The sequence below is a fragment of the Variovorax sp. PAMC26660 genome (genome assembly GCF_014302995.1).
Lineage (GTDB): Bacteria > Pseudomonadota > Gammaproteobacteria > Burkholderiales > Burkholderiaceae_C > Variovorax.
In genome coordinates this window covers 2566285-2585756 of sequence record NZ_CP060295.1, presented here as the reverse complement: position 1 = coordinate 2585756, position 19472 = coordinate 2566285, and the positions used below count along the sequence as shown (strand labels likewise).

18 protein-coding genes and 1 tRNA gene are annotated in these 19472 nt (G+C 66.5%); 11 read left to right on the top strand and 8 right to left on the bottom strand.

The genetic code is table 11. The features are described 5' to 3' along the window. The first annotated feature begins 87 nt into the window (after positions 1 to 87). The 7 genes from H7F35_RS12490 (at position 88) to fahA (ending at position 6394) form a co-directional block, all read left to right on the top strand. Positions 88 to 819: a TetR/AcrR family transcriptional regulator gene (locus H7F35_RS12490; RefSeq protein WP_187113166.1), complete on the top strand. Its 732-nt coding sequence runs from the start codon at positions 88 to 90 to the stop codon at positions 817 to 819. Next, positions 816 to 1763 carry an ABC transporter substrate-binding protein gene (locus H7F35_RS12485; protein WP_187113165.1) on the top strand — a complete coding sequence of 316 codons (948 nt, stop codon included), beginning with the start codon at positions 816 to 818 and terminating at the stop codon, positions 1761 to 1763. The genes H7F35_RS12490 and H7F35_RS12485 overlap by 4 nt, the downstream gene beginning before the upstream one ends. After that, positions 1760 to 2617, top strand: coding sequence for an ABC transporter ATP-binding protein (locus tag H7F35_RS12480; protein WP_222622020.1), 858 nt, complete (start codon positions 1760 to 1762; stop codon positions 2615 to 2617). Before H7F35_RS12485 ends, H7F35_RS12480 begins: the two co-directional genes overlap by 4 nt. Beyond that, positions 2610 to 3380, top strand: a complete 771-nt coding sequence (locus tag H7F35_RS12475; RefSeq protein WP_187113163.1) for an ABC transporter permease — start codon at positions 2610 to 2612, stop codon at positions 3378 to 3380. Before H7F35_RS12480 ends, H7F35_RS12475 begins: the two co-directional genes overlap by 8 nt. Next, positions 3377 to 4168: an ABC transporter permease gene (locus H7F35_RS12470; protein WP_187113162.1), complete on the top strand. Its 792-nt coding sequence runs from the start codon at positions 3377 to 3379 to the stop codon at positions 4166 to 4168. Before H7F35_RS12475 ends, H7F35_RS12470 begins: the two co-directional genes overlap by 4 nt. A gap of 70 nt (positions 4169 to 4238) precedes the next feature. Beyond that, positions 4239 to 5045: a cyclase family protein gene (locus H7F35_RS12465; protein WP_187113161.1), complete on the top strand. Its 807-nt coding sequence runs from the start codon at positions 4239 to 4241 to the stop codon at positions 5043 to 5045. 26 nt (positions 5046 to 5071) lie between these two features. Further along, a complete protein-coding gene (fahA, locus tag H7F35_RS12460) occupies positions 5072 to 6394 on the top strand; it encodes a fumarylacetoacetase (RefSeq protein ID WP_410010775.1) in 1323 nt (440 codons plus the stop codon). 74 nt (positions 6395 to 6468) lie between these two features. On the opposite strand, the gene H7F35_RS12455 is transcribed toward fahA, so the two are convergent. From H7F35_RS12455 to H7F35_RS12445, 3 genes are all read right to left on the bottom strand, one after another. Then, positions 6469 to 6544 (bottom strand) — tRNA-Gly (locus H7F35_RS12455). Positions 6545 to 6668: 124 nt separating this feature from the next. Beyond that, positions 6669 to 7580: an NAD(P)/FAD-dependent oxidoreductase gene (locus H7F35_RS12450; protein ID WP_187113160.1), complete on the bottom strand. Its 912-nt coding sequence runs from the start codon at positions 7578 to 7580 to the stop codon at positions 6669 to 6671. Next, positions 7570 to 8031 (bottom strand): Rrf2 family transcriptional regulator, encoded by a 462-nt coding sequence (locus H7F35_RS12445; RefSeq protein ID WP_187113159.1) that lies wholly within the window; start codon positions 8029 to 8031, stop codon positions 7570 to 7572. Before H7F35_RS12445 ends, H7F35_RS12450 begins: the two co-directional genes overlap by 11 nt. Positions 8032 to 8538: 507 nt before the next feature. Here H7F35_RS12445 and H7F35_RS12440 point away from each other — a divergent pair. Next, positions 8539 to 9057 (top strand): adhesin, encoded by a 519-nt coding sequence (locus H7F35_RS12440; protein ID WP_187113158.1) that lies wholly within the window; start codon positions 8539 to 8541, stop codon positions 9055 to 9057. A 59-nt stretch (positions 9058 to 9116) separates the two neighbouring features. Here H7F35_RS12440 and H7F35_RS12435 read toward each other — a convergent pair whose 3' ends face one another. From H7F35_RS12435 to H7F35_RS12415, 5 genes are all read right to left on the bottom strand, one after another. Further along, positions 9117 to 9560, bottom strand: coding sequence for a MaoC family dehydratase (locus tag H7F35_RS12435; RefSeq protein WP_187113157.1), 444 nt, complete (start codon positions 9558 to 9560; stop codon positions 9117 to 9119). Positions 9561 to 9570: 10 nt separating this feature from the next. After that, a complete protein-coding gene (boxA, locus tag H7F35_RS12430; protein ID WP_187113156.1) occupies positions 9571 to 10854 on the bottom strand; it encodes a benzoyl-CoA 2,3-epoxidase subunit BoxA in 1284 nt (427 codons plus the stop codon). A gap of 134 nt (positions 10855 to 10988) precedes the next feature. After that, positions 10989 to 12416: a benzoyl-CoA 2,3-epoxidase subunit BoxB gene (gene boxB / locus H7F35_RS12425; protein ID WP_187113155.1), complete on the bottom strand. Its 1428-nt coding sequence runs from the start codon at positions 12414 to 12416 to the stop codon at positions 10989 to 10991. A 31-nt stretch (positions 12417 to 12447) separates the two neighbouring features. After that, positions 12448 to 14124: a 2,3-epoxybenzoyl-CoA dihydrolase gene (gene boxC / locus H7F35_RS12420; RefSeq protein WP_187113154.1), complete on the bottom strand. Its 1677-nt coding sequence runs from the start codon at positions 14122 to 14124 to the stop codon at positions 12448 to 12450. 440 nt (positions 14125 to 14564) lie between these two features. After that, on the bottom strand, positions 14565 to 15521 hold the full coding sequence (locus H7F35_RS12415) for a helix-turn-helix transcriptional regulator (RefSeq protein ID WP_187113153.1): 957 nt from the start codon (positions 15519 to 15521) through the stop codon (positions 14565 to 14567). A 273-nt stretch (positions 15522 to 15794) separates the two neighbouring features. On the opposite strand from H7F35_RS12415, the gene H7F35_RS12410 reads away from it, so the two are divergent. The 3 genes from H7F35_RS12410 to H7F35_RS12400 are packed head-to-tail and all read left to right on the top strand — an operon-like array spanning position 15795 to position 19370. Beyond that, positions 15795 to 16238, top strand: coding sequence for a DUF4863 family protein (locus H7F35_RS12410; protein WP_410010788.1), 444 nt, complete (start codon positions 15795 to 15797; stop codon positions 16236 to 16238). After that, positions 16235 to 17788 (top strand): 3,4-dehydroadipyl-CoA semialdehyde dehydrogenase, encoded by a 1554-nt coding sequence (locus H7F35_RS12405; protein ID WP_187113152.1) that lies wholly within the window; start codon positions 16235 to 16237, stop codon positions 17786 to 17788. Before H7F35_RS12410 ends, H7F35_RS12405 begins: the two co-directional genes overlap by 4 nt. A gap of 34 nt (positions 17789 to 17822) precedes the next feature. Continuing rightward, positions 17823 to 19370, top strand: a complete 1548-nt coding sequence (locus tag H7F35_RS12400) for a benzoate-CoA ligase family protein (RefSeq protein ID WP_187113151.1) — start codon at positions 17823 to 17825, stop codon at positions 19368 to 19370. Positions 19371 to 19472 lie beyond the last annotated feature (102 nt).

Genomic DNA, 19472 nt, shown 5'->3' with positions numbered 1-19472 from the left:
CGCTGCGAACGACCGTGCTCAATCGGGGTTGACCTCAGGGTTTGTACGCGTGTTCAACATTTTTGTACAAGCGTTCAATACGCCTCCATGAACGCCCGCATTCCATCCGTCAAACGCAGCGCCCCAAGGGCTGCCGCCATCACCGCCGAGGCCACGCGGCCCGACCGCAAGCAGGCCATCCTGCTGGCGGCCGAGAAGCTCTTCGCGCAGCACGGCTACCACGTGGTGACGATCCGCCAGATCGCTGAAGAGGCTGGCGTGCCCCTGGCACTGGTGGGCTACTACTACGGCCAGAAGCACGAGCTGTTTCACGCGATCTTCGAGCACTGGGCGCACTCCATCGAGGCGCGGCTTGCGGGGCTGGCCGCGGTGAGCATCGACCCCGACGACACGCGCACGCTGCCGCGCATCATCGAAGCCTTCACCGCGCCCGTGCTGGCGCTGCGCGCAAGTTCCGAGGGCGAGTACTACGCACTGCTGGTGGCGCGCGAGCTGTATCACGCCACCGAGGAAGCCGACCGCGTGCTGCGCGCCTACTTCGACCCGCTGGCCGAGGCGTACATCGATGCGCTGCACATCGCGCTGCCGCACGCCACGCGCGGCCAGGCCGCCTGGGGCTACCAGTTCGCACTGGGCTCACTGCTGCACCACCTGAACGACAGCCGCATCGAACGGCTCTCGCGCGGCGAGAACACACGCGCCGACCCCGCCGTGGCGCCGATGCTGGTGAACTTCATCGTCGGCGGCCTGCGCGCCGCGCTGCCGCGGCCCAAGACCCCACGCACGAACAAAACCACCCCCAGGAGACAAAAGCCATGATGAATCGACGCACCCTGCTGTCTGCGCTGGCAGCGGCATCGGCCACCGCCGCGCTGCCTTCGCACGCGCAACAGTCGACCCCGAAGATCGTGTTCGGGTACACGGCCGTGACGGACTTCGCCTCAGTCTTCGTGGCGGCCGAAGAGGGCTACTTCAAGAAGCGCAACCTCGACGTCGAACTCAAGTTCATTCCGCTCAACTCCACGATCCCGGCGGCGCTGCAATCCGATTCGCTACAGATCGGAGGCCCCACGCCTTCGGTCTTCCTGCAGGCGGTGGATGGCGGCCTCGACCTGGTGCTGGTGGCCGGCGGCGGGCTCACCTCGAAGACGATCACCGGCTTCGGCTTGGTGGCGCGCGCGGGCTCGGGCATCAAGGGCCCGCAGGATTGCATCGGCAAGAAGATCGGCGTGCCGGGCCTGGGCGCCTTCCTGCACGTGACCTTCCGCGCATGGCTGAAGGACAGCGGCGTGGACTACCGCAAGGTCAACTTCGTCGAAGCCGCGTTCCCGCAGCATGCCGACCTGCTGCGTGGTGGCTCGGTTGACGCGGTGGTGTCGGCCGACCCGTTCATGAGCCGCATCACCGAGAGCGGCGCGGGCTATGTGGCCTCGTACTACTCGACCTTCCTGCCCGAGAACAACCAGACGATCGTGCATGCGGCCAAGCGCGAATGGGTGGCGAAGAACCCGGCGACGGCGCGCGCCTTCCGCGAGTCGCTGGTCGAATCGGCTGCCTTCATGCAGCAGCCGAAGAACGACGCGAAGGTGCGCGCGAGCATCGGCAAATACATCAAGCTGCCACCCGAGGTACTGGCCAAGGTGCAGATCTCGCCGCCCGGCCCCATGGTCAGCGAAAAGCAGCTCGGCTACTGGACCGGGCTGATGAAGGAGCAGGACATGCTCAAGACGAACATCGATGTTGCGAAGCTGATCGCCAAGTGATTTCCGCTCCCGCCCCGATCACCGCGCGCGCCACGCTTTCCGCGAGCGTTGCACGTTCGCCGACGAGTTTCCCGATGCAAGCCACACCCTTCCTGCGCTTCGACGGCGTCGCCATCCGCCTGGGCGGTCGCGAGATTCTGTCGCCCACTTCCTTCGACGTGGCGCGCGGCGAGTTCGTCTGCATCGTCGGCCCCAGCGGCTGCGGCAAGACCACGCTGCTGCGCGCAGCCAGCGGCCTCGTCACGGCCAGCGCGGGCGAGGTGCGGCGCAACGGCGTGAAGATGACCGAGCCCTCGCGCGAAGTGGCCTTCGTGTTCCAGGACTACGGCCGTGCACTGCTGCCCTGGCGCACGGTGGAAGGCAATGTGAGCCTGGCGCTCGAAGCCGCCGGCGTGCCCGCGGCGGAACGCGCGTCGCGCATCGCCGATGTGCTCGGCAAGGTCGGCCTTGCCAAACATGCGCAGAAGTTTCCGGTGCAACTGTCCGGCGGCATGCAGCAGCGTGTGCAGATCGCCCGCTGCCTCGCGCAGCAGCCCGAGCTGATGATGATGGACGAGCCCTTCGGCGCGCTCGATGCGCTCACGCGCCAGAGCCTGCAGGACGAACTGGCGCGGCTGGTGCGCGAGACCGGGCTCACGGTGCTGTTCGTCACGCACGACCTGGAAGAAGCCATCTACCTGGGTGACCGCGTGATCGCGCTGCAGGCCAACCCCGGTCCGGGACGGCCCAGCCTCGCGCGAATGATCGACGTGAAGATCCCGCGTCCGCGCGACCAGCTCACGACCAAGGAGCATCCGGAATACCTGCAGTTGCGGCGTGAGCTGTTCGCTTTCATCGAGCAGGGCCATGACTGAGAGCCGCCTCTTGCGCTGGCTGCGGCCATGGGTGTTCCCTGCCCTGCTGGTCGGTGCCCTCGAGTGGTACGCGCGGCGCGCGGCTGCATTGGGCAGCGATGCGATTGCACCGCCGAGTGCGGCGGCCAAGGCGTTTGTAGGTGCAGCGATGGACGGCTCGCTGTGGCAGGCGACGGGCTTCACGCTCGGCACGGCGGCGCTCGGCCTGCTGCTGGGCGCGGTGCTCGGCATCGCGCTGGGGTTGCTGCTCGGCCTCTCGCGTCGCGCGGCACAACTTGGCTCGATGTCGATCGAAGTGCTGCGCCCCGTGCCCTCCGTCGCGCTGATTCCGCTCGCGATGCTGGGCTTCGGTTTCGGTGTGCGCATGGAACTGGCCATCGTCGCCTTTGCCACCTTCTGGCCATTGCTGGTGCTGGTGCAGTCGGCCGTGCAGCAGATCGAGCCCCGGCTGCTCGAAGTCAGCCGCGTGCTGGGTTTGTCGGCGCGCGAGCGGGCCTTCAAGATCGTGCTGCCGGCCATCGTGCCGCGCCTGTTCGTCGCGCTGCGGCTCGGCGTGGCGGTGGCGCTGGTGGTGGCCGTCACGGTGGAGATCGCCGCCAACCCCAACGGCATGGGCTACGCGATGATGATTGCGCAGCAGAGCTTCGACCCCGCGCTGATGCTCGCGTGGCTGGGCTGGATCGGCGTGGTGGGCTTCGCGGTCAACGCGGGCATGTTGCTGCTGCAGCGCGTGGTCGCACGGCGCATGGGGGTGTTGTCATGAACGGCGACAACCGCAACCGCGCCTGCGCGAACTGGCTCGGCTCGCTCGCCGTGCTGTGCGCGCTGATTGCGCTCTGGTGGGTCGCGAGCAATACCGGTTGGGTCAGCCGCGTGTTCCTGCCGACGCCGCAAGCCACCTTCGCCAGCCTGCTCGAAGGCCTCAACCTCTCCGGCGATTCGGGCAACGGCGAACTGCTCGCCTTCACGCAGGCGACGGTCGGCCGCATGGTCGAAGGCTGGCTGCTGGCTTCGCTGTTCGGCGTGGTGCTGGGCGCGGCCATCGGCACGTCGCCGGTGGTGCGCGCATGGGTGCAGCCAACGCTTGAATTCATCCGTCCGCTGCCCGCATCGGCGCTGCTGCCGCTCGCCATTTCGATCTTCGGACTGAACCCCGGCATGGTGCTGTTCGTGGTCGCCTTCGGCGCGATGTGGCCGGTGCTGCTGGCCACGGTGCACGGCTTCGCGGCCGTGGAGCCGCGGCTGTCGGAAGTGGCGCGCTGCCTGCAGATGTCGCGCGCCGCGTACATCTGGAAGATGGGCCTGCCCAACGCCATGCCCGACGTCCTGGCCGGCATGCGCCTGGCGCTGACCATTGCACTGATCGTCGCAGTGGTGGGCGAAATGATCGCATCGCAAAACGGCCTGGGCCAGGCCATTCTTCTGGCGGCGCGTGCCTTCCGCGCCAGCGATCTCTTCGCCGGCATCGTGCTGCTCGGGCTCATCGGCTTCGCGAGCAATGCACTGCTGGCCTTTGCAGAGAAGCGCCTGCTGCGCTGGCAGCAGCCCTGATCGATCCGCTCGCTCATTCATTCCGTCCTTCCTTCACGCCAACAACCACACCCCCACAAGGAGTCCCGCCATGCCACGCAAGTTTGTCGACCTCTCGATCTTTCTGGAAAACGATGTGCTGTCCGATCCGCCTGCCTTCGCGCCGAAGATCCAGTACTTCACGCACGAGCAGACCTACGAGCAGATCGAGCCTTTCTTTCCCGGCTTGAAGAAAGAGGACCTGCCGGACGGCGAAGGCTGGGCGGTGGAGCTGGTGCAACTGTCCACGCACAACGGCACGCACCTCGATGCGCCCTATCACTTTCACTCGACCATGGACAAGGCGCTGGGCGAGAAGAAGCCCGCCATTGCGATCCACGACGTGCCGCTCGAATGGTGCTTCCAGCCGGGCGTGAAGCTGGACTTTCGTCATTTCGCCGATGGCTATGTGGTTACGGCTGACGACGTCGAGTCCGAACTCAAGCGCATCGGCCACACGCTGAGCCCGCTGGAGATCGTGGTGATCAACACGCGCGCCGGCTCGCGCTATGGCAACAACGACTATGTGTCGGCCGGCGCCGGCATGGGCTACGAAGCCACCATGTATCTGCTGGAGCGCGGCGTGCGGCTCACGGGCACCGATGCATGGAGCTGGGACGCGCCCTTCGTGCACACCGCCAAGAAGTACGGCGAGACGCAAGACGCCTCGCTGATCTGGGAAGGCCACAAGGCCGGCCGCGACATCGGCTACTGCCACATCGAGAAGCTGCACAACCTTGAGGTGCTGCCGCCCACGGGCTTCTTCATCAGCTGCTTTCCGCACAAGATTCGCGGCGCATCGGCGGGCTGGACGCGCGCGGTCGCGATCTTCGACGATGCGCTGATGGCATCGGTTTGAACGAGCAGCGAAGGACGAACCCCATCATGATCGCGCTCAACCACACGCACGACGCCAACGCCCGCAGCTGGGTCGAATCGGCGAATGTCGCTGGCACCGACTTTCCGATCCAGAACCTGCCGTATGCGATGTTCCGCCGCATCGGCAGTCCCAAGCCCTTTCGCGGCGGCGTGGCCATCGGCGACCAGGTGCTCGACCTGGCGGCGCTGGCCGCAGGCTCGCATGTCGACGGACTCGCGCTCGATGCGGCACGTGCCGCCGCATTGCCCGCGCTGAACGACTTCTTCGCGCTCGGCGCCCCCGCATGGCAGGCGCTGCGTCATGCGCTCTTCGCGCTGCTGCAAAGCGATGCGCCGGCGGCCACGGTGCAAGACCTGCGCAAGTGCCTCGTGTCGCAGGCCGAGGTCGAGTACACCGTGCCCGCGCGCATCGGCGATTACACCGACTTCTACACATCGATCGACCATGCGCTGAACATCACGCGCCTGTTCAACCCCGAGGGCGACGTGACGCCGAACTTCCGCTGGATTCCGACCGCGTACCACGGGCGCGTGTCGACCATCGGCGTCAGCGGCCAGCGCTTTCACCGGCCGATGGGGCAGACGATGGCACCCGGCGCCAAGGCGCCGACGTACCACCCCTGCGCGCGGCTCGACTACGAGCTCGAACTCGGCGTGTGGATCGGCGAAGGCAATGCGGCCGGCGAGCCGATTCCGCTCGAACATGCGGAGGAACACATCTTCGGCATCTGCCTGCTCAACGACTGGTCGGCGCGCGACATCCAGTTCTGGGAGATGGCGCCGCTCGGGCCGTTTCTTGCGAAGAACTTCGCGACCACGATCTCGCCGTGGATCGTGACGATGGAGGCGCTCGCGCCCTACCGCCAGGCCTGGATGCGGCCGGCCGACGAACCCCAGCCGCTCGGCTACCTGGAAAGCCAGGCGAACCGCGACGGTGGTGCGATCGACATCAGCCTGGAGGTCTGGCTCGAAAGCGACAAGGCGCGCGAGGACAAGAGCGGACCGTCGCGCCTGTCGGGCACCAGCTTCAGGCACCAGTACTGGAGCGTGGCGCAGATGGTGGCGCACCACACGATGGGCGGCTGCAAGCTGAATGCGGGCGACCTGTTCGGCAGCGGCACGATTTCGGGCCCGGGGCCCGGCGAAGCCGGCGCAATCATCGAACTGGCGCGCGGCGGACAAAGCCCGGTGACGCTGGCCAACGGCGAGCAGCGCGCCTTTCTGGAAGACGGCGATGCGGTGCTGCTGCGCGGCTGGTGCGAAAAACCCGGGCATGCGCGCATCGGGTTCGGGGAGAGCCGGGGGACGGTGTTGCCGGCGAAGGGCTGACTTGACCGGGGCTCGGTTCAAACCGAGCACCCAAAGAAAAAGGCCACCGGTAAGGTGGCCTTTTTCATGCGATCTGGAGCGGGAAAAGAGTCTCGAACTCTCGACCTCAACCTTGGCAAGGTTGCGCTCTACCAACTGAGCTATTCCCGCGTGACAAGTCTCGAATTATAGGGGGATTTTTGGCCTGTTTTGCCGACCCCGCTCATCAAAGTCGTTTTGCGGTCGTCTCCCGCCTGTCTTGCTGACCTGCGAACCCGGTCGCGCCTTCAAAAAATCAGGCATCGAACACCAGCGAACGATGCACCGCCACGCCCGCGAACACACCATCGGCCGAAGCCAGCGTGGCGTTCTGGAACGGGGTCGCGATGTCCCCGGCGGCGTACACGCCACGCACCGTGGTCGCCTTGAACATGTCCGTGCGGATCATCGGTGCGACCGGACCGTCGTCGATGGCGCAGCCGAGTTGCTCCGCCAGCGGGCTGCCCATGCGCGGGCGCGGCGCCACGTACAGTGCATCGATGGGCACCAGGCGGCCATCGTCGATGCGAAGGCCCGCGAGGTCGGGCGCCGCGCCTTCCAGACCGACGACGCGCCCCGGCTCGATGGTCACGCCGCGCGCCTGCAGCTTCTGGCGCACCTCGTCGTCCAGCGCGTCGGCGTTATTGCCATTCAGGAAGAGCGTGGTCGGTCCCCATTCGGCGATGAGCAGCGCATGGTCGGGCGGCATCGGGGCTGCGAAGAGCACACCCAGGCGCCGGTCGCTGAACTCGTAACCATGGCAATAGGGACAGTGCAGCACGCTGGTGCCCCAGCGCTCGCGCAGCCCGTCGATGTCGGGCAGGCCGTCCTGCACGCCGAAGGCCAGCAGAATACGGTCGGCCGACAGCGGTACGTCGCGGCCCTGCAGCAACACAGTGAAGCCGCCCGCGCCGTCAGCCTGGGCCGCGGTGACATGGCCTTCGATGAAGGTGACGCTCGGGTAGGCCAGCACCTTGGCGCGCGCGTCGGCAATCATCTTCAGCGGCGGTACGCCGTCCTGTCCGAAGAAGCCGTGCGACTGCGCGGTGAAACGGTTGCGCGGCGCGCCCGCATCCACCACGCACACCTTCCTGCGTGCGCGGGCGAGCTGCATTGCAGCAGAAAGGCCGGCAAAGCTGCCGCCCACGACAAGAGCGTCATAGCGCATGTTCAATGTCCTTCAAGGTGAGGCCGCCGCCTGTCATGCGGCGATGGAAGTCTTTGGAGAGGTCGGCCAGCGTGATGCTGTTGAAGCGCTTGAGCAGCAGGGCCTCGGCTTCTTCGCAGACACCGTCGAGCGCCGCGTTCACGGCCTGCTCGACCGCGCAGCCTGGGCTTTCGGTGCGGTTGCCCATGGCCAGCAGCGCGGGCGCGCCGACCGCGTTGTGGATGTCGCCCAAAGTCACACAGGACAAGGTGCACGACAGCACCCAGCCGCCGCCGTGGCCCTTGGCAGAACTCACGAACCCGGCCTGCCGCAGGCCGGCCATGACTCGCCGCACGACGACCGGGTTGGTTTGCATCGCCTTGCCCAAGGACTCGGAGGTGACGGGTCCGTCCATCTCGGCCATGTGCAGCAGCACGTGGAGGACGCCTGAAAGCTTGCCGTCTCGTTTCATGCAACATTATTAGTTGCATATGTTTGGTGTGGCGGGGCGTGGGGTCTTTCGGCTTTTTGGGTCGCCGATCGGGGGGTTGTTGTTCAGGGCGTCGCTCACGCCGACACGGTGCTCTTTTTCGCGAATGTCCCCCGCTTCGCTCCTCCTTTATTTCGCGAAAAAGAGCCCCGTATCAGCGTGAGCGTTGGACAGAGCGGTGGTTGATCGCAGGATCACCAGCAGCGTGCCCATGTGCGAATGACGCCGGGTGCTCCCCGCAGCGAAATAAAGGAGGAGCGAAGCGGGGGACATTCGCACAGGGGAGCACCTGGCGTCATTCGCACCCGCCCTGAAAAGACCACCACAAACGCGCAACCCCGCACTACGGACGACGGACACCTCCCACAAGCGAGAGCGAATGAACCGCACACGGCGACAGGGTCCGCAGTGGTCACGGTAGCGACCGAACTGGCCTCAAAGCCGGTTCTTGTCAGTCAGTGACCATTCAAACGAAAGGAACAGTCACCCATGAAGCAACAACACAACAAGTCCATCGTCGTCGGCGCCCTGCTCGCAGGCCTTCTTGCCGTGAGCGGATTCGCACAGGCACAGAACGTCGGTGTGGGCGTGAACGCCGATGTCAATGCATCCGGCGCCGTCAAGACCGCACCGGCACCCGTAGAGGCACAAGGCAACACAGGCGCCAGAGCCGGTACCGCCGCGAATGCGGGCACATCGACCCATGGCAATGCGGCGAGCGGATTGGGCAGCACGGTGGGCGGTGTGGTCGGCGGTGCGACAGGTGCCGTTGGTAACGCCACCAGCACGGTCGGCGGTGCCACCGGGGCCGTGAGCGGCGCAACGGGTGCCGTAGGTGGCGCGACCGGTGCAGCCAGCGGCCTCACGAACACCGTGGGCGGCACGCTGAACAGCGCGACAGGCGCCGTGGGCTCTGCCGGCGGCGCAGTGAAGCCATCAGGCACCGGCATTGGCGCCAAGGCCAATGGCAAGGCCAAGGGTTCGAGCGCCGTGGACATCACGAAGTAATCTTCAGCGGCAAAAAAAGAAACCCGCAGCGCTCGCCGTTGCGGGTTTTCTGCTTTGCGTCAGCCTGCGGCCTGCAGCCTGAAAAGACTGGTGACTTCCACATCCAGCACCATCGACTCACGCTGGTTGAAGAGTCGCCAGCGCCAGCGCAATATGCCCAGCGTGGGTCGCTTCTCGGAACGCCGCACCTCGATGACATCGGCCACCAGCCGCAGTGCGTCGCCGGGCCGCACGGGGTTCGGCCAGCGCACATGCTCGAGCCCCGGCGACGCAAAAGACTCCGAGCCCGCGAGTGCCGCCTCGACCACGAGCCGCATTGCGATCGAACAGGTGTGCCAGCCGCTGGCAATCAGGCCGCCGAAGGGGCTTTCGGCCGCGGCTTCGGGATCGGTGTGAAACCACTGCGGGTCGTAGGCCCGCGCGAACTGCAGGAGCTCGGCTTCGGTCAGCACGTAGGGGCCGGCCTCGATGACCTGGCCCGCATGGAAGTCGGCGAACTTCATCCGCCGCAGCTTAGTACGTTTCGAGGTGCAGGCGGCCTTCGCGTTTCAGCGCAGCGCCCACGGTGTCCCAGTCAAGTCCCACGTCCTTCGCCACGTCGCGTAGCGCGAGCACCACGCCCTCTTCCATGCTCTTGAGGCCGCACACATAGAAGTGGCTGCTGCCGTCCTTCAGCAACGCGGCCAGATCGGCGGCGCGCTCGCGCATCAGGTCCTGCACGTAGCGCTTGGGCTGGCCCGGCGTGCGCGAGAACGCGAGGTTGATGTCGATGAAGTCTTTCGGCAGCGACTGCAGCGGGCCGAAGTACGGCAGCTCCTGCTGGGTCCGCGCGCCGAAGAACAGCATCAGCTTGCCGCCTTCGAACTTGCCGCTCTTGCGCAGGCGCCGGCGCCATTCGGTCATCGCCCGCATGGGGGCGCTGCCGGTGCCGGTGCAGATCATCACGATGTGCGACTTGGGATGGTTCGGCATCAGGAACGAGGCGCCGAAGGGGCCCACGACGTGCACCGTGTCGCCGACCTTCAGGTCGCAGACGTAGTTCGAGCAAACGCCGCGCACGGGGTCGCCTTCGTGGTCTTCGGTCACGCGCTTCACGGTGAGCGAGACGTTGTTGTAGCCAGGCCGCTCGCCATTGCGCGGGCTGGCCACCGAGTACTGGCGCGCATGGTGGCGCTTGCCGATGGCGTCGACGCCCGGCGGCACGATGCCGATGGACTGGCCTTCGAGCACCGGGAACGGCACCACGCCGAAGTCGAGCACGATGTGGTGCGTCTCGCTGTCGAAGCCGGCCTCGGTGCAGTTGAAATTGCCGACCACGGTGGCGGTCGTCGGGGTCTTCGGCGGAAACAGGTTGGTGTACGCGTGTGCGGCCGACCATGGTGGCACTGTGGCGCCGTACTGCGCGGAGTTGAAGGCGGGCTCGATGGCGGCCTGTGCTTGCGCCTGCGTCAGCGCGGGCGCAGCAGCGGCCGGGTCGCCCGCAGCCTCGGCGGAAACGCCCGCGGCTTCAAGCTGCTCAGGCGTCAGCTCCGCAGGCAGTTCTTCCCACGTGAGCTGTTCTTCGATGGTGTACGCACGCACCAGCGGCATGGTGCGCCAGTTGTCGATCGAGCCCGTCGGGCACGGCGAAATGCAGGCCATGCAGCCGTTGCAGATGTCGGCACGCACAACATAGTTGTTGTCGTCGTGCGTGATCGCGTTGACGGGGCAGATGGCCTCGCAGGTGTTGCAGCGGATGCAGATCTCGGGGTCGATCAGGTGCTGCTTGATGACTCCGGCTTCAACGGCCATGTCCATGTTTTTTCTCCTGGAGCCCTCCCCTTTCGGGGGAGGGTTGGGTGGGGGCACGCGGCGCTTGTCGTGGTCACGCCGTTGTGCCCCCATCCCAGCCTTCCCCCAGAGGGGGAAGGAGCAATACCGAAATACCTCGATCAGCCGAAACGCACGTATTCGAAATCGACCGGCTGGCGATTGATGCCCATCACCGGCGGCGAAATCCAGCCGGCGAACTTGCCCGGTTCCACCACGCGGCCCATCAACGATGCCACGAAAGCGAAGTCTTCGGAACTCGGCAGCCATTCATCGCGCTTGGCGGCCCATTCGATCTCGTTCACCACACGGCCTTCGGGCGACATCTTGATGCCGGCGAGCGCGCCGATCTGGCGGTTGAAGGCCTTGTGCGGAACCACCAGGCGGGTGGGGATGCCGGCCTTTTCCAGCACCTTGTTCCAGCGGCCGACGCCGGCCACCGAGTCCTTGATGAAGTCGTCGCGCAGCACTTCGTTGAGCGCGTTGAGCATCGGCACGTCTTTCTCGACGAGCTGGCCCTCCTTCACCTCGAGCACCTTGTAGGTCTGGCCCTTGAGGATGTGGTCGTCCGTGCGCTTGCCTTCTTCGTAACGGCCCTTCAGGCCCGAGCTGTAGAAGATGGCGGCATTGCTCGACTGGTCGGCGCCGAACAGGTCGATGGTCACGCTGTAGTGGAAGTTCAGATAGCGCTGGATGGTGCCCAGGTCGATGCAGCCTGCCGCGCGGATCTTCTGCGCGTCGTCGGTCTTCAGCTCGTTCATCACCTGCGCGGTGCGCGCGATGACACGCGACACGCCGCTCTCGCCCACGAACATGTGGTGCGCCTCTTCGGTCAGCATGAACTTCGTGGTGCGCGCCAGCGGATCGAACGCGCTTTCGGCCAGTGCGGCGAGCTGGAACTTGCCGTCGCGGTCGGTGAAGTAGGTGAACATGAAGAACGCGAGCCAGTCGGGCGTCTTCTCGTTGAAGGCACCCAGGATGCGCGGGTTGTTCTCATCGCCCGAAGTGCGCTGCAGCAGCGCGTCGGCTTCTTCACGGCCGTCGCGGCCGAAGTGCTTTTGCAGCAGGTAGACCATGGCCCACAGGTGGCGGCCTTCTTCCACGTTGATCTGGAACAGGTTGCGCAGGTCGTACATCGACGGCGCGGTCAGGCCCAGGTGGCGTTGCTGCTCGACCGATGCGGGCTCGGTGTCGCCCTGCGTCACGATGATGCGGCGCAGGTTGGCGCGGTGTTCGCCGGGCACGTCCTGCCAGGCCTTCTCGCCCTTGTGGTCGCCGAAGTGAATCTCGCGGTTGGCATCGCCCGGGTTCAGGAAGATGCCCCAGCGGTAGTCGCGCATCTTCACGTGGCCGAACTGCGCCCAGCCTTGTGGGTCGACGCTCACTGCGGTGCGCAGGTACACGTCGTGGTTGGTCGAGCCTTCGGGGCCCACGTCGTCCCACCAGTTGATGAAGTTGGGCTGCCAGCCTTCGAGCGCGCGCTGCAGCGTGCGGTCTTCGCCGAGGTTGACGTTGTTGGGGATCTTCTCGCCGTAGTTGATCGTGCTCATCGCTGTTCCTTGGGTTGTGCGGACTGTTGGCTCAAACGCGGTTCATGTCGAAGCCGGCTTTCTGGCCGGTGCCGTAGACCTTGAGCGCGCCCTTTTCGCCGACGGCGTTGGGGCGGTTGAAGATCCAGTTCTGCCAGGCGGTGAGCCGGCCGAAGATGCGGGTGGCCATGTTCTCCTTGCTGGCGAAGCGCAGGTTGGCTTCGAGCCCGGTGAGCGCGTCGGGCGACATGGCGGCGCGCTCTTCGATGGCGATGCGGATCTCGTCGCCCCAGTCGATGTCGTCCGGTGCGGCTGTGACAAGGCCGAGCTTCAGCGCCTCATCGGCGTCGAGCGGCTTGCCGGCTGCGGCGCGGGCGGCTTCGAGCGGCGCGGCTTCTTCATAGAAGCGGCGCTGCAGGCGGCTCTGGTCGTTCACCATCGGAAAGAAGCCGAAGTTGAATTCGTTGAGCGTGAGCTTGGGTGCGCGGTCGGCGTCATCAGGCAGCGCGAGCATGTACGTGCGGTCGGCGGCGAAGGCCAGCTCGGCCAGCGTGCCGGCAAAGCACGAACCCGCTTCGACCAGCGCGAACAGGCTGCGCGACGACACATCCAGGCGCGCCAGCGTGCGGCGCAGCGCGCCGATGGTTTCGCGCACCAGCCAGTGGTCTTTGTTGGCGAACATCACGGCGTCGGATGCGAGCACTGCGGCCGCATCGCCTTCGGTCTTGAGCAGCCAGGTGCCGACGTCGAGTTCGTTGGTGCGCAGGTTGAGGATCGCGTCGTCGAGTTCGCGGCACATCGCGAGCGGCCACCATGCGGCGCCGGCGGCTTCGATGGCGGCAATGTCTGCGGGCTGCGTGCCGGTCGGCGCCTTGACGGTGATCGTGGCGGTGCGCTTGCTGCGGTCGATCTGAATATCGACATGCGGATAGCTGATGCCATCGGCGCTGTCGGTGCGTTCGAGGCGGGTCAGGGCCACGCCCTTGCCGTTGGCCGGGCGGTCGCTGCCGGCGGCCAGTTGCGAGGCACGGTCCTGCACGGCGGCGGCGAACTGCGCGGGCTTGGCCACCGCATCGACCAGGCGCCAGTCAACCGCGCGCTGGCCGCGCACGCCTTCGACGCTGGTGCAGAAGATGTCGGCGAGGTCATGGCGCACGTGGCGCTTGTCGGTCACGCGGGTCAGGCCGCCGGTGCCGGGCAGCACGCCGAGCAGTGGCACTTCGGGCAGCGAGACGGCGGAGGAGCGGTCGTCCACCAGCAGGATCTCGTCGCAGGCCAGCGCCAGTTCGTAGCCGCCGCCGGCGCAGGCGCCGTTCACGGCCGCGAGGAACTTCAGGCCCGAGTATTTGGACGTGTCTTCAATGCCGTTGCGGGTTTCGTTGGTGAACTTGCAGAAGTTGACCTTCCAGGCGTGGCCGGAGACGCCGAGCATGAAGATGTTGGCGCCCGAACAGAAGATGCGGTCTTTGCCGCTGGTGACGATCACGCTGCGCACTTCGGGGTGCTCGAAGCGCACGCGGTTGAGCGCGTCGTTCAGTTCGATGTCCACGCCCAGGTCGTAGCTGTTGAGCTTGAGCTTGTAGCCGGGGCGAATGCCGCCGTCTTCCGCGATGTCGAGCACGAGGCGTGCGATGGCGCCGTCGAAGCTCAGGGACCAGTGGCGGTATTGGCCGGGTTCAGTGCGGTAGTCGACGCGCGGGGGCGCCTGGAGCGTGGTGGTGTCTGTCATGCGGAAGTCTCCTGTGGGGCTGTGTTCGGAAACCGTGAACAGGAAAGATAATGCACTTTCTTGCTCCGATGACATGCATCATGCTGCATGCAAACAGGCAAGTCAATGCCTGTAGCGCTTTTTTTCAGGTCTGGACGCTGGCTGCTGTTTGGTGCGGGGTCATTCAGGGCGAGTGCGAATGGCACCAGGTGCTCCCCTCCGCGAATGTCCCCCGCTTCGCTCCTCCTTTATTTCGCTGCGGGGAGCACCTGGTGTCATTCGCACATGGGCACGCTGCTGGTGTACCGCTGATCAACGACCGCTCTGTCCAACGCTCGCGCCGATACGGGGCTCTTTTTCGCGAAATAAAGGAGGAGCGAAGCGGGGGACATTCGCGAAAAAGAGCACCGTGTCGGCGCGAGCGACGCCCTGAAGGACTTCAACCCCGAGCCGCAAAAAACTCAGCCGTCGAGAAGACCCATCGATTGGCGAGTAGCAGCGCGCAACGCCTGGAAGCTCTGCGCCAGCGTCCTGCCGCTCGTGTCCACCGACAGATCGGCTTTTGAATAGAAGGCGGCCCGCCCATTCAGGATGCGACGCAGGTCTTCCATCGCCTCTTTGCTGGCCGCCATCGGACGCGTGTCGCCCTGCGCGGCCACCCGGCCCATGTGCTCTTCGGGCGCGGCCTGCAGCCACACGGTTGTGCAGTGGGCCAGCAGCTCGTTGAAGGTGGCCGGGTCGGAGACGATGCCGCCGGGCGTGGCGATCACCACCTCGCTGTAGATCTGCACGGCTTCTTCGAGCGCGCGGCGCTCGTAACGGCGATAGGCGTTGGTGCCATACAGGTCGTGAATCTCGCGAACGCTGCAACCGGCGAGCTTCTCGATCTCGCGGCTCAGTTCGATGAACGGCAGTTCGAGGTCCTCGGCCAGCATCTGCCCCAGCGTCGACTTGCCCGCGCCACGCAACCCCACGAGCGCGATGCGGCGGTGCCGCGCCGGATCGACCGAGGCCGTGCCCAGCAGTTCACCCAGCGCCACGCGCACGCGGCGCAGGTCGGTCTCGCTGCGGTTCTCAAGCAGCTCACGAATCAGCAGCCACTCGGGCGAACTGGTCGTGATGTCGCCCACCAGCTCGGCCAGCGAGCAATGCAGCGCGCCGGCCACCTGCTGCAGCACCAGGATGGAGGCGTTGCCGATGCCGTACTCGAGGTTGGCCAGGTGCCGCTCCGACACGTCGGCTGCAATGGCCACCGCCTTGCGCGTGAGGCCTCGCTGCGCGCGCAGGTTGCGCACGCGATCGCCCAGCGCCGCAAGCAGCGGATTGCGGGCCTCCCCGGCCGGTGCGGCAGCGCCAGCGTTGCTGCCGTTGCCGTTTTCTGGCGCGGTGGCCAGCACCGCGTCTACATGCTCATTCATGCAATTCCTCGTTCTTCGCCGGGATTGTGCGCGCTCAGGGTAAACACCATAGATGCACTATATTGCTTGACACTGATTGTCTCGCTGCTTATTGTTCGACCACAAGCAAGATACTGCACGCGCAGAGATCCTGCAAGGTAGTTCATAAGTTCATGGCCCTTCGCACGGCCCTGGATGTTCGCCCAGCCAGCCTCCACCAAGAAGCCCGCCACGATGTCCGACAGCAGCAGCCCCACCGCCGCCACGAACGGCAAGCCCGCATTTCACCAGCTGATGGCCGGCCTGACCGCCGAGATCGCCGGCAAGCCGCTGGACGGCGCGCTCGACCAGTGGCTCAACGTCACCCACGGCGCTGGCAGCGCGCGCTTCGAGCAATTGCGCCAGGCCTGCATCGGCGGCGTGGCCGAAGGCTGGCTCTGTGAGCGCGAAGGCGGCGGCATCAAGTACGGCCGGGTCTTCAAGGCCGAAGACGCGCTGCACCGCTTCTCGGTCGACGTGGTCGACATGCAGGACATCGCAGGCCCGCACCACACGCATCCGAATGGCGAGATCGACCTGATCATGCCGCTCGACGACAGCCCGGACGCCACGTTCGACAGCCGGCCCGCGGGCTGGTGCGTCTACGGGCCCGGTACCGCGCATCGCCCGACCGTGGCGCACGGCCGCGCGCTCGTTCTCTATCTCCTGCCTGAAGGGCAGATCAAGTTCACTCCATGACCATCGAACGCCTCGCCAACCACGTCGCCGGCCTCTGGCAAAGCGGATCGGGCGCCGGCACGCCCCTGTTCGATCCGGTGCTCGGCACCGAACTCGTGCGCGTCGACGCCACCGGCCTCGATCTGCCCGCCGCCTTTGCCTTTGCGCGCGAACAGGGTGGCGGCGCGCTGCGCGCCCTTACCTACCGCCAACGCGCCGGCCTGCTCGGCGCCATCGTGAAAGTGCTGCAGACGAATCGCGATGCGTATTACGAGATCGCCACCGCCAACTCCGGCACCGTGAAGAACGACTCGGCCGTCGACATCGACGGCGCGATCTTCACGCTGGGCCAGTACGCGAAGTGGGGCGATGCGCTCGGCGACGTGCACGCGCTGCGCGATGGCGACGCGGTCAAGCTCGGCAAGGAGCCCGTGTTCCAGTCGCAGCACCTGCAGGTGCCGACGCACGGCGTGGCGCTGTTCATCAACGCCTTCAACTTCCCCTCGTGGGGCCTGTGGGAAAAGGCCGCCCCCGCATTGCTCTCGGGCGTGCCGGTGATCGTGAAGCCCGCCACGGCCACCGCCTGGCTCACGCAGCGCATGGTCAAGGACGTGGTCGATGCGGGCGTGCTGCCTGCCGGCGCGCTCTCCGTCATTTGCGGCAGCTCGGCCGGATTGATGGATGCGTTGCAGCCCTTCGACGTGGTCTCGTTCACCGGCTCGGCCGAAACAGCCGCGGTGATCCGCTCGCACGCCGCCGTGGCCCAGCGCTCGGTGCGCGTGAACATCGAGGCCGACAGCCTCAACAGCGCCCTGCTGCTGCCCGGCGCCGCGCCCGGCAGCGAGGCCTTCAACCTGCTCGTGCGCGAAGTGGTGCGAGAGATGACGGTCAAGTCGGGCCAGAAATGCACCGCCATCCGCCGCATCCTGGTACCGGCCGAGGTGTACGACGCAGCTGCCGAAGCCATTGGCGCCAAGCTTGCGGGCATCACCGTCGGCAACCCGCGCAACGAGAACGTGCGCATGGGTTCGCTGGTGAGCCGTGCGCAACTGAACGCGGTGCGCGACGGCCTCGACGCGCTGGCCACGCAAACCACCGTGCTGCACGACAGCCGCAACAAGCCATTGATCGACGCCGACCCCAAGGTGGCCGCCTGCATCGGCCCGGTGCTGCTGGGCGCGCGCGATGCCGATGCGGCGCAGCGCGTGCATGACGTGGAAGTGTTCGGCCCGGTCGCCACGCTGCTGCCGTACCGCGATCTCGCGCACGGCATCGCGCTGGCGCATCGCGGCCAGGGTTCGCTCGTCACCTCTCTTTATGGCAGCGACGATGCGGCGCTGGCCCAGGCCGCGCTCGCCGTCGCGCCAAGCCACGGCCGCGTGCATGTGGTTTCTCCCGAGGTGGCGCAGGCCCACACCGGACACGGCAACGTGATGCCGATGTCGATGCACGGCGGCCCTGGCCGCGCGGGCGGCGGCGCCGAACTCGGCGGCCTGCGCGCGCTGGACTTCTATCACCGGCGCAGCGCCGTGCAGGCCAGCCCCGGCGTGCTCGCCGCGCTCGGCCTCTAGAACAAACAAAGACACGGCCGAAGAAGACAAGACCATGACCCTGCCCGCACGATTCAACTTCGCCGAACACCTGTTCGCCCTCAACCGCGGCCGCCCCGAACGCACCGCCTACATCGACGATCGCGGCACGCTGGGCTACGGCCAGCTCCAAGACCGCGCGCGCCGCCTCGCTGCTGCGCTGAAGGCAGCCGGCGTGCGCCGCGAAGAACGGGTGCTGCTGCTGATGTTGGACAGCAGCGACTGGCCGGTTAGCTTTCTCGGCTGCCTCTACGCCGGCATCGTGCCGGTGGCCGTCAACACGCTGCTCACGCCCGACGACTACGCCTACATGCTCGACCACAGCCGCGCGCAGGCCGTGCTGGTGTCGGGCGCGCTACTGCCGACGCTGCAGGACGCGATGGCGCGCGGCGGCCATGAAGTGCACACGCTGATCGTGTCGCAACCGACCGGCCCGCTGCCCGAGGGCGCCAAGGACTTCGAGGCTGCGCTCGCCGCCGCCGAGCCGCTGGCCGCACCGGTGACCACCGCCTCCGACGACCCGGGCTTCTGGCTGTATTCCTCCGGCTCCACCGGCAAGCCCAAGGGCACGGTCCACACGCACGCCAACCTGTGGTGGACGGCCGAGCTGTATGGCAAGCCGGTGCTGGCGCTGACCGAAGACGACGTGTGCTTCTCGGCCGCCAAGATGTACTTCGCGTATGGCCTGGGCAATGCGCTGACCTTCCCGCTGTCGGTGGGCGCGACCGTGGTGCTGATGGCCGAGCGGCCCACACCCGATGCCACCTTCCGTCGCTGGGTCGAGCACAAGCCCACCGTCTTCTTCGGCGCGCCGACCGGCTTCGCGGGCATGCTTGCGTCGCCCCGGCTGCCATCGCGCGATGCGGTGGCGCTGCGCATGTGCTCGTCGGCCGGCGAGGCGCTGCCCGGCGAGATCGCGCAGCGCTTCAAGGCGCAATTCGGCTGCGAGATCATCGATGGCATCGGCTCGACCGAGATGCTGCACATCTTCATCTCCAACCGCCCCGGCGACATCCGCTACGGCACCACCGGCAAGCCGGTGGACGGCTACGAGGTCGAGCTGCGCGGCGAAGACGGCCGTCCGGTGCCCGATGGCGAAGTCGGCGACCTCTACATCCGCGGCCCCAGCGCGGCGCTGATGTACTGGACCAACCGCGAGAAGTCGCGCGAGACCTTCCAGGGCGGCTGGACCAAGAGCGGCGACAAGTACACGCGCGATGCGGACGGGTACTTCACCTATGCCGGCCGCAGCGACGACATGTTGAAAGTCAGCGGCATCTACGTATCACCGTTCGAGGTCGAGGCAACGCTGATGCAGCATCCGGCCGTGCTGGAAGCTGCGGTGATCGGCAAGGAAGATGCGGAAGGGTTGACGAAGACCAAGGCGTTTGTGGTGCTGAAGGATGGCGGTGCGGTCACGGAGGAAGAGCTGAAGGCCTTTGTGAAGGAGCGGTTGGCGCCGTACAAGTACCCGCGCTTCCTCGAATTCGTGAGCGAGTTACCGAAGACGGCGACGGGGAAGATCCAGCGCTTCCGTCTGCGCGAGCGGGAGAAGCAGGCATGAGCTTTCCCTCTTGTCCCCTCTCCCTCTGGGAGAGGGCTAGGGCGAGGGCATCGGCCTTCGCACGAGCACAGCCTTCGCCAACGCCGCTGGCCCTCACCCCAA

Coding starts and splice junctions, on each gene's coding strand:
- fahA (WP_410010775.1), top strand. CDS start 5,072: ATGATCGCGCTCAACCACACGCACGACGCCAACGCCCGCAGCTGGGTC.
- H7F35_RS12405 (WP_187113152.1), top strand. CDS start 16,235: ATGACCATCGAACGCCTCGCCAACCACGTCGCCGGCCTCTGGCAAAGC.
- H7F35_RS12465 (WP_187113161.1), top strand. CDS start 4,239: ATGCCACGCAAGTTTGTCGACCTCTCGATCTTTCTGGAAAACGATGTG.
- H7F35_RS12470 (WP_187113162.1), top strand. CDS start 3,377: ATGAACGGCGACAACCGCAACCGCGCCTGCGCGAACTGGCTCGGCTCG.
- H7F35_RS12490 (WP_187113166.1), top strand. CDS start 88: ATGAACGCCCGCATTCCATCCGTCAAACGCAGCGCCCCAAGGGCTGCC.
- H7F35_RS12400 (WP_187113151.1), top strand. CDS start 17,823: ATGACCCTGCCCGCACGATTCAACTTCGCCGAACACCTGTTCGCCCTC.
- boxB (WP_187113155.1), bottom strand. CDS start 12,416: ATGAGCACGATCAACTACGGCGAGAAGATCCCCAACAACGTCAACCTC.
- H7F35_RS12475 (WP_187113163.1), top strand. CDS start 2,610: ATGACTGAGAGCCGCCTCTTGCGCTGGCTGCGGCCATGGGTGTTCCCT.
- H7F35_RS12440 (WP_187113158.1), top strand. CDS start 8,539: ATGAAGCAACAACACAACAAGTCCATCGTCGTCGGCGCCCTGCTCGCA.
- boxA (WP_187113156.1), bottom strand. CDS start 10,854: ATGGACATGGCCGTTGAAGCCGGAGTCATCAAGCAGCACCTGATCGAC.
- H7F35_RS12415 (WP_187113153.1), bottom strand. CDS start 15,521: ATGAATGAGCATGTAGACGCGGTGCTGGCCACCGCGCCAGAAAACGGC.
- H7F35_RS12410 (WP_410010788.1), top strand. CDS start 15,795: ATGGCCGGCCTGACCGCCGAGATCGCCGGCAAGCCGCTGGACGGCGCG.
- H7F35_RS12450 (WP_187113160.1), bottom strand. CDS start 7,580: ATGCGCTATGACGCTCTTGTCGTGGGCGGCAGCTTTGCCGGCCTTTCT.
- H7F35_RS12435 (WP_187113157.1), bottom strand. CDS start 9,560: ATGAAGTTCGCCGACTTCCATGCGGGCCAGGTCATCGAGGCCGGCCCC.
- H7F35_RS12485 (WP_187113165.1), top strand. CDS start 816: ATGATGAATCGACGCACCCTGCTGTCTGCGCTGGCAGCGGCATCGGCC.
- boxC (WP_187113154.1), bottom strand. CDS start 14,124: ATGACAGACACCACCACGCTCCAGGCGCCCCCGCGCGTCGACTACCGC.
- H7F35_RS12445 (WP_187113159.1), bottom strand. CDS start 8,031: ATGAAACGAGACGGCAAGCTTTCAGGCGTCCTCCACGTGCTGCTGCAC.